Source organism: Propionibacterium sp. (genome assembly GCF_047719395.1).
Classification (GTDB): Bacteria; Actinomycetota; Actinomycetes; order Propionibacteriales; family Propionibacteriaceae; genus Propionibacterium.
In genome coordinates, this window is the sequence record NZ_JBDNTB010000022.1 from 25,243 (window position 1) to 39,822 (window position 14,580).

The 14,580-nt window shown below is 67.4% G+C and carries 13 protein-coding genes; 8 read left to right on the top strand and 5 right to left on the bottom strand.

Annotated elements, in window-relative coordinates:
- Nucleotides 1-21: 21 nt before the first annotated feature.
- Genes ABF648_RS05600 through ABF648_RS05610 form a run of 3 tightly spaced genes read right to left on the bottom strand, consistent with a single transcriptional unit; the run spans nt 22 to nt 3,862 of the window.
- A complete protein-coding gene (locus ABF648_RS05600; RefSeq protein ID WP_415631307.1) occupies nt 22-1,344 on the bottom strand; it encodes an isochorismate synthase in 1,323 nt (440 codons plus the stop codon).
- A 23-nt stretch (nt 1,345-1,367) separates the two neighbouring features.
- Nucleotides 1,368-2,960, bottom strand: a complete 1,593-nt coding sequence (locus tag ABF648_RS05605) for an ABC transporter permease (protein ID WP_415631308.1) — start codon at nt 2,958-2,960, stop codon at nt 1,368-1,370.
- Complete coding sequence (locus ABF648_RS05610; protein WP_415631309.1) at nt 2,960-3,862, bottom strand: ABC transporter ATP-binding protein; 903 nt, start codon at nt 3,860-3,862, stop codon at nt 2,960-2,962. The genes ABF648_RS05605 and ABF648_RS05610 overlap by 1 nt, the downstream gene beginning before the upstream one ends.
- A 390-nt stretch (nt 3,863-4,252) precedes the next feature.
- Between ABF648_RS05610 and rplM the strand changes: the two genes are divergently transcribed.
- From rplM to glmM, 3 genes are all read left to right on the top strand, one after another.
- A complete protein-coding gene (gene rplM / locus ABF648_RS05615) occupies nt 4,253-4,696 on the top strand; it encodes a 50S ribosomal protein L13 (RefSeq protein ID WP_415631310.1) in 444 nt (147 codons plus the stop codon).
- A gap of 26 nt (nt 4,697-4,722) precedes the next feature.
- Nucleotides 4,723-5,244 carry a 30S ribosomal protein S9 gene (rpsI, locus tag ABF648_RS05620; RefSeq protein ID WP_415631311.1) on the top strand — a complete coding sequence of 174 codons (522 nt, stop codon included), beginning with the start codon at nt 4,723-4,725 and terminating at the stop codon, nt 5,242-5,244.
- Between the two features lie 140 nt (nt 5,245-5,384).
- Entirely contained in the window at nt 5,385-6,749 is a 1,365-nt protein-coding gene (glmM, locus tag ABF648_RS05625; RefSeq protein WP_415631312.1) for a phosphoglucosamine mutase, read from the top strand.
- A 17-nt stretch (nt 6,750-6,766) separates the two neighbouring features.
- On the opposite strand, the gene coaA is transcribed toward glmM, so the two are convergent.
- Nucleotides 6,767-7,723: a type I pantothenate kinase gene (gene coaA, locus ABF648_RS05630; protein ID WP_415631313.1), complete on the bottom strand. Its 957-nt coding sequence runs from the start codon at nt 7,721-7,723 to the stop codon at nt 6,767-6,769.
- Between the two features lie 166 nt (nt 7,724-7,889).
- On the opposite strand from coaA, the gene ABF648_RS05635 reads away from it, so the two are divergent.
- Genes ABF648_RS05635 through ABF648_RS05645 form a run of 3 tightly spaced genes read left to right on the top strand, consistent with a single transcriptional unit; the run spans nt 7,890 to nt 9,870 of the window.
- Complete coding sequence (locus ABF648_RS05635) at nt 7,890-8,084, top strand: hypothetical protein (RefSeq protein ID WP_415631322.1); 195 nt, start codon at nt 7,890-7,892, stop codon at nt 8,082-8,084.
- Nucleotides 8,081-8,449: a holo-ACP synthase gene (locus tag ABF648_RS05640; protein WP_415631314.1), complete on the top strand. Its 369-nt coding sequence runs from the start codon at nt 8,081-8,083 to the stop codon at nt 8,447-8,449. The genes ABF648_RS05635 and ABF648_RS05640 overlap by 4 nt, the downstream gene beginning before the upstream one ends.
- Nucleotides 8,450-8,451: 2 nt before the next feature.
- The gene (locus ABF648_RS05645; protein ID WP_415631315.1) at nt 8,452-9,870 is read left to right on the top strand and encodes an NAD(P)H-hydrate epimerase; all 1,419 of its coding nucleotides are present in this window, start codon (nt 8,452-8,454) and stop codon (nt 9,868-9,870) included.
- A 46-nt stretch (nt 9,871-9,916) separates the two neighbouring features.
- Here the strand turns inward: ABF648_RS05645 and ABF648_RS05650 are convergent, their stop codons facing one another.
- Entirely contained in the window at nt 9,917-11,059 is a 1,143-nt protein-coding gene (locus tag ABF648_RS05650) for a glycosyltransferase family 4 protein (RefSeq protein ID WP_415631316.1), read from the bottom strand.
- Nucleotides 11,060-12,024: 965 nt separating this feature from the next.
- Between ABF648_RS05650 and ABF648_RS05655 the strand changes: the two genes are divergently transcribed.
- Both ABF648_RS05655 and tsaE read left to right on the top strand, forming a co-directional pair.
- Entirely contained in the window at nt 12,025-13,431 is a 1,407-nt protein-coding gene (locus ABF648_RS05655) for a DEAD/DEAH box helicase (protein ID WP_415631317.1), read from the top strand.
- A 34-nt stretch (nt 13,432-13,465) separates the two neighbouring features.
- Nucleotides 13,466-14,419, top strand: coding sequence for a tRNA (adenosine(37)-N6)-threonylcarbamoyltransferase complex ATPase subunit type 1 TsaE (tsaE, locus tag ABF648_RS05660; RefSeq protein ID WP_415631318.1), 954 nt, complete (start codon nt 13,466-13,468; stop codon nt 14,417-14,419).
- Nucleotides 14,420-14,580 lie beyond the last annotated feature (161 nt).

The following is a 14,580-nucleotide window of genomic DNA, read 5'->3' on the forward strand; positions in this document are numbered from 1 at the left end:
GAGCTGTGGTGCTGCGCTGGTTCAGCCCTGCTGCAGGGCCTCGCGCATCGGGGCCATCTTGGCCTGGGTCTCGTGCCACTCCTTGTCGGGGCGGGAATCGGGAAGGATCCCGGCTCCGGCGAACAACCGTGCGGAGCGTCCACCCGGAGCGATCATCGCGCAGCGCAGCGCCAGCCCCCACTGGCCAGAACCATCGGGAGCGATCCACCCCACCGGCCCGGAGAAGCGTCCCCTGTCCAGGCCTTCGACGCGCTGGATCTGCTCGAACGCCAACCCACGCGGAGTGCCGCAGATGGCTGCGGTGGGGAAGAGCACATCGGTGATGTGGGCCGAGGTGGAATTCTCGCTGCGAGCCAGGATGTCTGTGGCCAGATGGGTCACATTGGGAAGCGCCAGCAGGAAGGGCCCCTTCACCTGCGGCTCGGTCAGACCTGCCTGGCCCAGACGGCTGGTCACCGAGGCCACCGACAGCTCATGCTCGCGGCGTTCCTTGGGATCGCTGAGCAGCTCGCCCTCCCAGCCATGGGTGCGTGTTCCGGCGAGGATGCGGCAGCGGAAGACGCCGTCGCGCATTTCGACGAGCAGTTCGGGGGTGGCCCCCACCAGCCCTTCGTGGGCGAACACCCAGCAGTCGGCGTGATGGGCGGCCAGCCACGTGGCGATCCTGCGCTGGTCCACCTGACGATTGGCGCTGAAATCGACGGCCCGGCTCAACACGACCTTCTGCACCTGCTGGTCCGGTCGGCCGAGCATCGACGTGGTGGCCTCGACGGCACGCGTCCAGTGATTTCGGCTGTCGGCAGTGTTCAGCTCCTGCAGCGTGATGGGAGGGTTCGGCTCCGTACTGTCGCGAGAACTGCTGCCCCCAGAAGGCGTTGCCCCGGGATCCGAAGGGGTCCGGGTACTGGCGACACCGGCTTTCGCAACTGAGCCGGGGATCAGGTGTTCTACGGCGCTGGCGGTCGCGATCACCTCGGTGGGCCTGCCGCGTCCTTCCCGGACGAGCATGACCTCGGGAACCACCAGAAAACCCTGCTGAGCAGGGGAGAGGGGGAAAGAGCCGAAGGCCGGCGCGTCGATGCCCACGCTCTGCGTCCAACGGCGGAAGGCACTCCATGCGGTGCTCACCGCGGTGTCTCCACTCGCCTCGAAACGTGCGGTCCGGCCCCAGCCCACCATGGCCATGCCGTCATGGGGCGCCAACCACACCCAGGGCCGTTCGACCTCGGCGGGCACCAGCGCCAGCATTTTCGAGAGCCACTGTTCGCCACTCAACTCCCGCAGCGCCTGTCCGCCGGGTAGAACCCGCCGCTCCAGTGCCGGAGTCTTCGCGATGGGACGCACGTCGGCACAGTCTACGGTCTGGTTCAGCAGGCCAGATCACGCCGCTGCAGGCCCGTGAAACCGATGCCGAGAAGCGCCGCGGTGACCAGGCTGATCCACACCAGCCCCCACCAGTCCGGACGTGCCGCTGCGGCATTCGGAACGTGCCAGAAGGGGCTGATTGCCAGGATCCAGGTCCACAGCTTGAAGATCGGGCCGAGCAGGGTGAGCACGAAGGCGATGAGCACTCCGGCCCAGGATGCGATGGACCGCCGTGGTGCGCGGCCGACCACCGCGACCGAGACGGCGGTGATGGTCCACACCGCGGGGATCGTCGCCAGCGCCTGGCGCACCACCTGCCAGAAGCTCACACCGATCCCGGCCCCGCCAGCGCGCCATGCGATCAAAGTACCTGCGGCAAGCACGTACAGCGCCGGGAGGAGCAGCGCGATGAACACGCTCGAACCCAGTATCCGCGCCCTCGAGACGGACGTGGCCACCACTGGTTCCAGCCGGTCGGCCATCTCCTCGGAGCGCACCCTGAGCATGATCTGCACGCCTGGAACGGCAGCGATGATGCCGACCAGGCTGAGGATGGTCACCAGGAACGCGGAGATGAGGCCGCTGGAGTCGATGGCGCCCGAGGCGAGGATGTGGCTCAGCTGGGGATTCGAGCCGAGGATGTCGGGCACCGAGGTGGTGAAGTGGCCGAACATAGAGCCCAGCCCGAGGAAGGCGATCATCCAGGTGATCAGGGACGCCCTGTTCAGCCGCAGTGCCAGCCCCAGAGGGCTGCGTGTCGTGCCATGCGCCGGCCCGGGGTGCGGTGGCAGCAGACCCTGCCCGAACTCGCGCCGCGACTGCAACACGAAGGCGATGGCCAGCACCGCCGCCGTGAACACGAGGGGGAACACCAGTGGCCACCATCGATTGAGCACCGCCGGCGATGTCTCGGTCGTCCAGCCGAGCGGATTCGCCCAGATCGTCCATTGCGGTGAGCCGACCGTGTAGACGAAGCCGCGCAGCATGTAGAGCACGCCCAGGACGCCCACGGCCATCGAGTTGGCGGCATGGGCGTCGGAGCCGATCTGCGCGATCACCGCGGCGATGGCGGTGAACATCCACGCGGTGAGGGTGAAGGTTGCTGCGAGAAGCAGCGTCGCATGCCAGCTTCCGCCGCACAGCACCGTGACCAGGCAGGACAGCACGCCGATCAGCAGTCCTCCGATGAACCCCATGCCCACTCCGGCGAGCAGCCGGCTACCGCGCCCCAGCACTCCCGAGGCCAGCAGCTCGGCCTGCCCGCTGTCCTCCTGGGCGCGGGTGGCGCGTGTCACGGTGAAGATCGCCCCGAGCCCCGCCACGAAGCCACCCAGCGCCAGCGCCCGCCAGGCATTGAACCCGTCTGGCGTCCTCAGGTCGCGGGCCGGGCCGAAGATGAGGCTGAGCGCCGGATTGGCAGCGATGCCGGTGGCCAGGCCTGCCCTGTCCTGAGGGGTGGGGAAGACCAGCGGATAGACCAGCACCGAAGAGCCCGACAGCAGCGTGACGATGAGAGCCCAGGGTGCCAGGGCGCGCCCGTCGTGGCGCAGCGTGGCGCGCAGCAGCAGTCGCGTGCCCGCCAGACGCTCGCGCATCAGCTCTGCTCCCGGTCGGCCTGGTCGTACAGGCCCAGGAACAGGCTCTCCAGGGACGGTGGCTCCACTGTCAGAGAGCTGATCCCCAGTGGCAGGAGGCTTTCCATCGCCTCTCCGATGCGCTCGGAATCGGCGGTGGCGGTGAGGCGATCGCCGTCCATGATCACGTCGTGGAGCAGAGGCAACTCGGCTCGGCGGGCAGGCCGCTCCAGGACGGCATGGATGGCGGTGAGGGTGTGACCGCGCAGCTCGGCCAGCGTGCCCTCCTGCACGATGCGGCCGTCGCGGATGATGGAGAGCCGGTCGGCCAGCGTCTCCAGTTCAGCGAGGATGTGGCTCGACAGCAGCACCGTGGTGCCCTGGCCCTTGGCCTCGCCGAGGGTCTTCTGAAATGCCTTCTCCATCAGCGGATCGAGGCCGGAGGTCGGTTCGTCGAGCACGAGCAGCTCCACATCGGACGCCAACGCCGCGACGATCGCCACCTTCTGCCGGTTGCCCTTGGAGTACTGGCGGCCACGCTTGGTGGGATCGAGTGCGAAACGCTCGATCAGCTCGGCCCGGCGATGCTCATCAAGGCCACCGCGCAGCGAACCGAGCAGGTCGATGGCCTCCCCACCGGTCATGCTCGGCCACAGGGAGACGTCCCCGGGCACATAGGCCAGCCGGCGGTGCAGCACGACGACGTCACGCCAGGGATCCTCGCCGAGAATCTGCACGTGACCGGCATCCGCCCGCAGCAGGCCGAGCAGTATGCGGATGGTGGTGGACTTACCGGCGCCGTTCGGCCCGAGGAAGCCGTGCACCTCGCCGCGGTGAACGGTGAGGTCAAGGCCCTTGAGCGCCTGGAAGGGGCCGTAGGACTTCGTCAGTCCAGAGATCTCGATCACGGCGTCATTGCTCATGATGTGCCTTTCCTGAGCTGCCCATCCGGGGAAGACGATCGGGGCCGCAGCGCTGGGGCCACGAATGTCCTCAGGCATCAAGCATGGGCCCGTACGGTGCGCGACACCAGGTCGTCGTGGGATCGCGTCGTGCGCGGCCGGGTGATGCGGGCTCAACCGGCCACCACGCGACATCACTGGTCGGGGCAGAAGCGCCGCAGTTCCCGGACCTTTTGGCTGAGGCACGTCGACAGTTTGACCGGCCCGTCCCTTGCGGACTATTCTTGTGCGCTGTTGCGTCCCCAGAGTGGCACGCGCGATCGGCTGTCCGGGGACGGGCGGCAGGCGTGCGATGAAACCGCGGGTATGCGCCGAAGCCATTGTGAATCTACTGGAAGATGGTCTGCGACCTTGTCTACCTACAGCCCGAAGCCTGGCGAAGTGACCAGGTCCTGGCATGTCATTGATGCTGAGGACGTCGTGCTCGGCCGTCTCGCCGTGACTGCTGCCACCCTGCTCCGCGGGAAGAACAAGCCCACCTATGCGCCGCATGTGGACACCGGCGACTTCGTTGTCGTCGTCAATGCCTCGAAGATCGCGGTGACGGGCAACAAGCGCCAGAACTCGCTGCGCTACCGCCATTCAGGTCGTCCCGGTGGGCTGCGAACCACCACGATCGGCGAGATGCTCGACAATGATCCCCGCAAGGCGGTGGAGATCGCAGTCTGGGGCATGATGCCGAAGAACAAGCTCAGCCGCCAGCAGATGAACAAGCTCAAGGTCTACGCAGGTCCCGAGCACCCGCACAAGGCCCAGAAGCCCGAGCCCTATCAGATCAACCAGGTTGCGCAGTGAGCGCGCCGACCAACGAGGACTTGACCGTGTCACAGACCCCTGCAGAAGACATCGAGACCGGCGTCACGCCGTTCACCGACGAGAGCAACCGCGAGATCGCCTATCGCTCTGATTCCACCGGTGCGCCGCAGGTGGCCGCCACCTCACGCCCGGCACTGGTCGGACCCGGGACCGGCACCGGTCGCCGCAAGGAAGCTGTCGCCCGGGTGCGGATGGTTCCTGGCACCGGGCAGTGGAAGGTCAACGGCCACACCCTGGAGGAGTACTTCCCCAACAAGGTGCACCAGCAGCTCATCAATGAGCCCTTCGTCACCGCTGGCGCTGTCGGCGTCTACGACGTCGTGGCCCGCATCGACGGTGGTGGCATCACCGGTCAGGCCGGCGCCCTGCGTCTTGGCATCGCCCGTGCGCTCAACCAGATCGACCCCGAGGCGAATCGTCCCGGCCTGAAGAAGGCCGGCCTGCTGACCCGTGACGCCCGCATCAAGGAGCGCAAGAAGGCAGGTCTCAAGAAGGCCCGCAAGGCTCCTCAGTACTCCAAGCGCTGATCCGCGATCGCGCGAACACAGGCCCGGTTCCTCGTCACGAGGTGCCGGGCCTGTCTGTCTTTCAGGTCGTTTCTGCTTGTCATGAGCCCATCAACGGGCGGATGCCGGTCAGCGGGTGAGCTCCCGGTAGAGTCACCCCCATGGCTCGACTGTTCGGAACCGATGGCGTTCGCGGAGTGGCGAATGTCGATCTCACTGCTGATCTCGCCCTGAAGCTGTCGGTGGCGGCCGCGCATGTGCTCGGTGAGGCGGGTGCCTTCGATGGGCGGCGCGCCGTGGCCATCGTGGGACGCGACACCCGCATCTCGGGTGAGTTCCTGCAGGCTGCCGTGATGAGCGGCTTGGCCAGTGCGGGGGTCGACGTCATCGATGTGGGTGTCATTCCCACTCCGGGTCTTGCCTATCTGGTGGAATCCCGCGGCGTCGACCTGGGCGTCATGCTCTCTGCCAGCCACAATCCGATGCCCGACAACGGCATCAAGTTCTTCCAGCGCGGCGGGGTCAAACTCGACGACCGCATCGAGGACGCCATCCAGGAACGTCTGGACGAGCAGTGGGTGCGCCCGATCGGAGCCGATGTCGGGCACATCCGCCGCGACGACTCCCTGCTGGAATGCTATATCGAGCATCTGGCCGATTCGCTGGGCGAGCAGTCCCTGGCCGGTCTGCGCATCGTTCTGGACTGCGCGAACGGTGCCTCCTCGGTCACTGCACAGCGTGCCTTCGAGCTGCGGGATGCCGAGGTCATCGCGATCTCGTGCGTGCCCGACGGTCTCAACATCAACGAAGGTTGCGGCTCCACCCACATCGGGGCGCTGCGTTCGGCGGTCGTGGATGAGCATGCCGATCTGGGGCTGGCCTTCGACGGGGACGCCGATCGCTGCCAGGCGGTGGATGCCAAGGGCGAGGTGGTCGATGGCGACCAGATCATGGCAATCCTGGCGCTCGACCTGCAGGAGCACGGCAAGTTGGCCTTCAACACGCTGGTGGCGACCGTGATGAGCAATCTGGGGCTCATCAAGGCGATGCGTGCGAACGGCATCACCGTGGACACCACGAAGGTGGGTGACCGCTATGTGCTGGAGGACATGGTGGCGCACGGTTTCACTCTCGGAGGCGAGCAGTCAGGCCATGTCATCATGAGCGAGTTCGCCACCACCGGCGATGGTGTGCTCACCGGTCTGCACGTCGCAGCCCGCGTGGGACAGACCGGTCGTCCCCTCGCGCAGCTCGCCTCAGTGATGAAGAGGCTGCCCCAGGCGCTGGTCAATGTGTCCCAGGTGGACAAGGCGCGCGCCGAGGAGGACATGGTGATCCTGAACGAGGTGACCGCGGCCACCAGGGAACTCGCAGACAACGGTCGTGTGTTGCTGCGCCCCTCGGGCACCGAACCACTGGTGCGTGTCATGGTGGAGGCGGAATCGCAGACGCACGCCGACCAGATCGCCAACCGGTTGGCCGCCGTGGTGGCCAACCGGGTCGGGCTCAGCGGCTTCCACGGCTGAGCCCGTGGGCAGGCGGGTCACACCCTGCGGATGCGCACCGTCTCGATGTGGTGATCGGAGCCTTTCTGGAGAATGACCGTTGCCCGGGGCCTGGTGGGGGCAATGTTCTGGCGAAGATTCGGGCCATTGATGGTGTCCCAGACCTGCCTCGCCATGGTGCGGAATTCCTCGTCCGATAGCCCCTTGAAGAGCTTGAAATAGCTACGGGGATCCTCGGCGGTGGTACGGAAGGTCAGTGCCCGTTCCACGAACCAGTGCACGATGTCATCCTCGGCGGCGTCCACATAGACCGAGAAATCGATGAAATCACTCACGCCCATGGAGCCCACGGGTGCCGGTTGCAGCACATTGAGGCCCTCCAGGACGAGGATGTCGGGGCAGTGCATCGTGGTGTACTGGCCGGGCACGATGTCATAGGTGATCTGTGAGTACACCGGCACCGACAGATCGGGCAGCGCGGACTTCACATCGCTCACGAAGCGCAGCAGCGCGCGACGATCGTAGCTTTCCGGGAAACCCTTCCGATCGAGGATGCCCATCCCCTGCAGCTCGGCATTGGATCGCAGGAAACCATCGGTGGACACCAGCGCGACATTCGGGCGGCGGGGTCCGCGGGCGAGCAGCTCACGAATCAGCTTCGCCACCGTGGACTTGCCCACCGCCACCGAACCAGCCACTCCGACGATGAAGGGTGTGCGCTCGTCCTGCAGGCCCAGGAAACTGTTCTGCGCGGCGAACAGGCGTCCCTGATTCGATCGGCGCAATTCGACCAACTGCGCCAGCGGCAGGTAGACCTCGCGGACATCCGTCTCGTCGGTCGGGTCATGGATGCTGCGCAGCTGCTCGATCGTCGCCCTGTCCAGGCGGACGCGGTAATCCCGGGCCAGTTCGGCCCACCGGGCGCGTTGCAGCGCGACCCAGGGAGAATCAAGGGCACCTTCGACCGTGCCAGTGGCCGTTACGTCGTTGTTCATATGGCTGTCCGGTTGACCGGGCCTCCTTCCACCTGCAGAGCCCATCACGCCTCATGGGTGGCTGTCCACTCCGAACCGGCGGTGTTCAGCGGCCGGTCGTGTCGTTCGGCCCGCGAATGGCGTGACTCCGTGGGGCAGGGCCCAGCGCGGGATCCTCGGCTGTGTCGTGCCGCTGCAACTGTTCGCCTGCGAGCTGGCCACCACACTCGGCGACGACGTCGACCAGCCGCGTAACCTGGCGAAGTCGGTAACGGTGGAGCAATGGCCATCAGCTTGCCCGGTGGCCTGCAGAGAAGCTGCAGAGAAGTGGCTTGCAGAGATGGGTGTCGGCTTGCCCAATGGCCGGAGGGGAATGCTGTGATCGTCGGTGTCGGAGTGGATGTGTGCAGCGTGCAACGGTTCGCTGCCATGATCGATCGCAGGCCAGGAATCCTCGACAGGCTGCTGTGCCCGGGCGAGCAGAGCGCCCACGGCCTGCCCCGTACGCCTGAATCCCTCGCCGCACGGTTCGCTGCCAAGGAGGCGACTGCCAAGGCCCTTGGCGCGCCCGGTGGGCTGAGCTGGCTCGATGCCGAGGTGGTCGTGGACGCCGAGGGACGCCCGCACATGGAGCTGCGGGGCACGGTCGCGGTCAGGGCCGAGCAGATCGGCGTCACCCACCTTCATCTTTCACTGAGCCATGACGGTGGACTGGCCGTGGCCTATGTCGTCGCGGAGGGACGCTGAGCATGCGCGCTGTTGCCACGGTTGAACAGATTCGGGCTGCCGAGCAGGACTGGTTCGACCATCACCCGGGCGAGGACCTGATGGCTGTCGCGGCGGGTCAGGTGGCCACGGCGGCGATGGGCATGCTGGGGACCGACTCAGGCCGGGTACTGGTGGTCGCCGGCCCCGGAAACAACGGTGGGGACGGTCTGTTCGCGGCGCGCGCCCTGGCGGCTGCCGGACACCAGGTGTCGCTGTGGTTCACCTCGAGCCGTTGGCATCGGGCGGGGCGCGATGCCGCGCTCACGGCCGGCTGCACGGAAGTGAGTGCGGTGGAGGCCATCGCAGGCTTGGATCGCACACACCTGGTGATCGACGCGGTGCTGGGCATCGGTGGGCGGGCCGGTCTGCGGCCTGCGGTCGCCGAGTTCGCCCGGGCCTGCAGTGATCTGGGCACGCCGGTGCTGGCTGTCGACATTCCCTCCGGCCTGGCCGCCGACTCGGTGGGCGGGCCGGACGATGAGTGCTTCCATGCCACCCGCACCATTACCTTCGGCGCCCTCAAGCTGTGCCACGTGGCGCAGCCGGCCGCCGGCCACTGCGGCAGGGTGCAGTGCACCGACATCGGTGTCCGGGTGCGGGGTGCGAAGACCTGGATGGCCGAGCGCGCCGACGTGGCGCAACGCTGGCCGGTGCCTGATGCGCTGAGTGACAAGTACTCCCGCGGCGTGCTCGGGATCGACACAGGTTCGGAGCGCTACCCCGGTGCCGGAATCCTGTCCACCACGGGGGCCCTGTATACGGGAGCCGGGATGCTGCGCTTCCGGGGCGCCCGGGCCACCGCGCAGATCATTGCCTCGACAATGCCCTCGGTCACATTCGGTGCGGGGCGGGTGCAAGCCTGGGTGGTCGGCTGCGGGTGGGGTCATGGTGACGCTGCCCGGCTCGCAGCGGCCCTCGCCGATGACCTGCCCGCGGTGATCGACGCCGACGCCATCGGCGTCCTGCCCGAGCGGCTGCCGGAGGGTTGCCTGCTCACCCCGCATGCCGGTGAACTGGCACGCCTGCTGGGCATCGAGCGTTCCGAGGTGACTGCCGATCCAGTGTCTGCGGCGCGCAGGGCCGCCCAGGAGAACAGCACGGTCGTGCTGCTCAAGGGCGCGACGCAGTACGTCGCAGAGCCCGATGGCCAGGTGACGATCGCGGTGCCGGGCCCGTCATGGACCGCGCAGGCCGGCTCTGGGGACTGCCTCGCGGGGATCTGCGGCACCCTGCTGGCGGCAGGACTGCCTGCCCGATGGGCAGGGGTGCTGGGGGCGTCCGTCCAGGCGCTGGCCGCTGAAGCGATGCCTGGCCCATGGCCACCCGATGTACTCGCCCACAGACTTCCGGGGGTGATCGCCGGACTGGTGGCATCGGCGCCTTCAGCGTCTGGGGAGTGATCCTCCGATTGAGGAGAAACCAGCCTGACGGGGGGACACAGCCCCGTCAGGCGGCGATGACTGCGCGGGTGGCGGTACGGGTCATGGCGATGGCCTGCGTGTAGTAGCCCATCAGCTGGTCGCACAGTTTCGGCCAGGTGCGCGGCGCCATGGCCTGACGTGCGGCAAGACCCATCTGCCAGCGCAGCTGGGGATCGCCAGCCAGCCTGCTGACCCAGTCGCGAAGGTCCAGAAGATCACCCGGGGTATAGAGATGCCCGGTACGACCCTCCTGGACGATGTCGATCGGGCCGCCCATCCGGGGAGCGATGACAGGCAGGGCGCAGGCCGACGCCTCTTGCAGCGTCTGTCCGAAGGTTTCCAGTTCACCGGGGTGCACGAAGACATCGATCGATGCCAGGTGGCGGGGCAGCTCGTCACCGGTCTTCGCGCCGGTGAAGATGGCACCCGGAAGTTGTTCCTCGAGTTCCTCGCGCTGCGGGCCGTCCCCGATGATGACCAGCTTCGTGTCCGGGATGTCCTGCAGCACGGCAAGATCGGCGACGCGCTTCTCGGCACCGAGCCGGCCGAGATAGCCGATCACGCACTCGCCGTTCGGGGCCCAGGCTTCGTGAAGCTGCTCGTCGCGACGCGAGGGCTGGAAGCGCCCCGAGTCGACGCCGCGTCCCCAGATGTCGACCCGGGGGATGCCATGGGCGAGCAGGCGATGGCGGGTCGAGCTGGACGGCGCAAGGGTGAGAGTGGCCATTTCGTGCAGGCGCCGCATGTGACGCCACACCGCGGGCTCGGCGAGTCCGTAGCCATAGTGCACCGCGTAACTGGGCACATCCGTCTGGTACAGCGCCACCGTGGGAAGACCGAGCCGGCAGGCTGCGACCAGCGCATTGCGGCCGAGCAGCACCGGGGCGGCCAAGTGCACGACATCAGGGGCGAAGTCGGTGAACCGGCGCTCGATGGAGGCGACGGTTGACATGGCCACCCGGAAGTCGGTGTACCACGGCACTGGCACGGAGCCGGCGGTGTGCACGGGGAAACCCAGATAGTCCTTCGGCACGCCTTTCGGATCGTCGGGTGCAAGGACTTCTGCCTGATGGCCATTGGCGTGCAGGGACTCAAGGATCCGGAGGACGGAATTCGTCACACCATTGATCTGGGGGAGGAAGCATTCTGCCACGATCGCCACACGCACAATTCGATTCTAGGGGGACCTCCGGAGGGGATGTGCCGGGAAAGCGCCCGGATGGGGTGAACAACAGGGGAAGTCTGCGAGGTCACATCGTCGTCCTGGTGAACGGGCGTCTACGATGGGTTCACATATTGCTTGCCTGGCCCCGTGAGATCTGTTGCAGGGCTTCTCCCCGATACCTCATGAGAGTGCCGATGCCCAAGAAGTATGCCCACAATCCCTCGCGCCACGGTGACGATCATCGTGCCCACAAGGGGGACAAGCAGTCACATGGAGGCGGCTGGCACGGTTCTGCTTCCGGACGTTCACGGTCAGACCATTCCCATGGGGATCGTGCAGGGGGGAACGAACACTCACGGTCAGACCATTCATTTGAGGGCGGTGATCGCCCGCGCTCGGGCGGCGGATATCGCGGGCACGACGATTGGAGCCGGTCTTCGGAACCGGATCGGCGCAATGAGGGCTGGTCGAGGTCTGGCGGGCGGAACTCCGGAGCCGGAGAGTGGCATCACGATTCCCGGGACCACCGCGGTGCCGGGCGTGAGAATTCGGACCGCGGATGGGGCAATGAGCGCCCCGCCCGTGGTGGCAGCTCCTACCGCGGTACCAGGCAGAACCGATGGAACCGGGACGACCGGCCGCGTCGTGACTCCTGGGGCGATGACTCGCAGGGGCACCGCAACAACTCGCAGGGCCGCCGCAACACGTGGTATGACGATCAAGGGGGCAGGCAGGATCGACGTGACGGCTCGCGTTCGGACTGGCACCGCGATGACTGGCACCGCACTTCCGATCGGGAGGACCGCCGGGGGAGCAACCGCCAGGCCACCAGTCATGGCTCGTGGGGGCGTGACGAGTGGTCGCAGGAACGCCGGGATTCCCGCTGGCACAACAGCTCCGCGGATCGGCAGGACTCGGATCCGGCTGTGGGCAGTGCTGCCAGGAACCGGTCGGCCCGACCCGGACAGGTGCGGTCGGAGCCCTCGGCCGTGGTCGCGGCACGGGTACCGAAGAAGCCTCGTACCGAGGCCGTGAAGCGCCAGCAGAAACGTCGTCACCGGTTCGGCGAACTCGGTGTGCCCGAGGTGCTGGTCGAGCAGCTCGCGGCAGAGGGTATCGAGTCGCCGTTCCCGATCCAGCAGGCCACCATCCCCGATGCGCTGGCCGGTCGCGATGTGCTGGGCCGCGGCCAGACCGGGTCGGGCAAGACCCTGGCCTATGGCCTGCCGACCGTCATGCGGATTTCCGAAGGCGACAAGAGCCGGTCCGCCCACCCTGCTGCGGTGATTCTTGCGCCCACCCGGGAGTTGGCGATGCAGGTGCACGATGTGCTGCGGCCGCTGGCCCAGGCGATGGGGCGAAGCGTCGTGCTCGTCGCCGGTGGCATGAGCTACACGCCGCAGCTGCGCGCTCTGGAGCGCGGCGTGGACATCGTGGTCGCAACGCCGGGGCGTCTCATCGATCTGATGGAGCGCGGTTCAGCACAGCTGGATGAGGTGCGGGTCGTCGTGCTGGACGAGGCCGACGAGATGTCCGACCTGGGCTTCATGCCTGAGGTCACGCGCATTCTCGACGAGATCCCGTCCCAGGCCCAGCACCTGCTGTTCTCTGCGACTCTGGACAACCAGGTGGATGAGCTGGTCAGGCGCTACTTGCACGATCCCGTGGAGCACGGTGTCGATTCGGCCCAGGCCTCCGTCACCACCATGCGGCATGAGCTGATTGCAGTGACCGCACGCGAAAGGCCGGGTGTCATCGCCCAGACGGTGAACAGGCCGGGCCGCACCATCGTCTTCGTGCGCACCCAGATGGACGCTGATGACGCCGCATCGCGGCTGCGTGGCGTGGGCATTCTCGCCGGCGCCCTGCACGGCGGCCTTCCCCAGGGGTTGCGCGCCCGGGTGCTGCACGCCTTCCGCGAGGGCAAGATCTCCGTGCTGGTGGCCACCGATGTCGCCGCGCGCGGCATCGACGTCGATGATGTTTCACTGGTGCTGCAGGCCGATCCGCCGCACGACGCGAAGGACTATCTGCATCGCGCCGGGCGTACCGCCAGAGCGGGCGAGGATGGTCTTGTCATCTCGTTGGTGCTGCCGCGTCAGCGCCGCAGGATGGCACGTATCACCCGCGATGCCGGCGTGGACTCGCGTCCGCGCCCGATGCATGAAGGCGAGCAACTCGCCGAACTCACCGGCGGTACCAAGCCCGAGGGCGCAGCCATCACCGAGGAGCAGTACCGCGGCATCGTCTCCCCGCCGCGCCCGCCTCGTCGCAGGGGCGGTGGCGGCAGGCGTCATTACCAGGGTGGCGGGAAGGGCCGCCACCAGGGCCGCGGCCACTACGACCGTGACCGTGCGCGTAAGCCCAAGGACTGAGCCGTTTGATCGCTGGGCGGTATGCTGTCCGGTTGTGATCGGTGACGAGGTGCAGCTCAGGCTGGCCGACGAGCAGGATGCGGAGGCCTTGCTGGGCATCATCCGCACCGCCTTCAGGTCCAGGCGTCGCGTTGACCCGCCGCCCGAGGCCCTGGGCGACGGCGTCGAAGATGTCAGGCGCCGCATCCGCGAGTGCGGCGGCGTGATCGCCAGTATCGGGGATGCCGATGTCGGCTGCCTGCTGATGAGCTACCAGCCCGCGGACACCCTGATGGTGCACCGGGTGAGCGTGCTGCCCGGTGAGCAGCACGAAGGGGTGGCCTCCGCGCTGGTGCGTGGTGCCGCCGAATGGGCAGCTGACCAGGGAGAACGCACTATCCAGCTGATGGCCCGCTCCGATCTTCCCGAGCTGGTGCGGTGGTGGCAGTTGCATGATTTCGACATCGACCACGAGGTTGGGGGTGGCTACATTCTCGCCAGGGCGCTCCCGGTGAGTGTCCCGGTGCCCACAGCCGACGACATGCGCCTGCTCGGAGCCGAACTCGCCACGCATCTGGGTCCAGGAGATCTGCTCGTCGCGAATGGTGAACTCGGTGCCGGCAAGACCACCCTGACGCAGGGCCTGGGTACTGGTCTGGGTGTCGAGGGCCCGATCGTCTCGCCCACCTTCGTGCTGTCGCGCATCCACCACGCCCTGGCCGGTGGCCCTGACCTGGTGCATGTGGACGCCTACCGGATGGGATCAGCCGCGGAGCTGGAGGACATCGACCTCGACTCCTCCATGGCAGAGTCCGTGACGCTCGTCGAATGGGGGGCGGGCTTCGCCGAGGGGCTGTCCCGCGATCATCTGGAAATCGACATCGTGCGGTCACCCGATCCGGCTGATGACGAGCGCACCGTCTACCTCACCGTGCACGGCGAACGCTGGGCCGGCGAGGACCTCCATTCGCTTCGCAGTCTCTTCGTCACAGGTCCGGAGGCCTCATGACCAGCTGGGTACTCGGCATCGACACATCGACGGTGGTCTGCGCGGGCCTGGCCCGCGCCCGCCTGGGCCTCCCCCCTCGCCCGGTGGGGGCCCGCCACACCCACGTCGAGCTGGAGACCCCGTGCGGGCAGGGGCTGTTGTCCGCCACCCGCGCGCGCCCC

What these genes read in the sequence shown, in the direction of transcription:
- ABF648_RS05605 (WP_415631308.1), bottom strand. Translation starts at nt 2,960, where the DNA reads ATGCGCGAGCGTCTGGCGGGCACGCGACTGCTGCTGCGCGCCACGCTG.
- ABF648_RS05610 (WP_415631309.1), bottom strand. Translation starts at nt 3,862, where the DNA reads ATGAGCAATGACGCCGTGATCGAGATCTCTGGACTGACGAAGTCCTAC.
- glmM (WP_415631312.1), top strand. Translation starts at nt 5,385, where the DNA reads ATGGCTCGACTGTTCGGAACCGATGGCGTTCGCGGAGTGGCGAATGTC.
- coaA (WP_415631313.1), bottom strand. Translation starts at nt 7,723, where the DNA reads ATGAACAACGACGTAACGGCCACTGGCACGGTCGAAGGTGCCCTTGAT.
- ABF648_RS05645 (WP_415631315.1), top strand. Translation starts at nt 8,452, where the DNA reads ATGCGCGCTGTTGCCACGGTTGAACAGATTCGGGCTGCCGAGCAGGAC.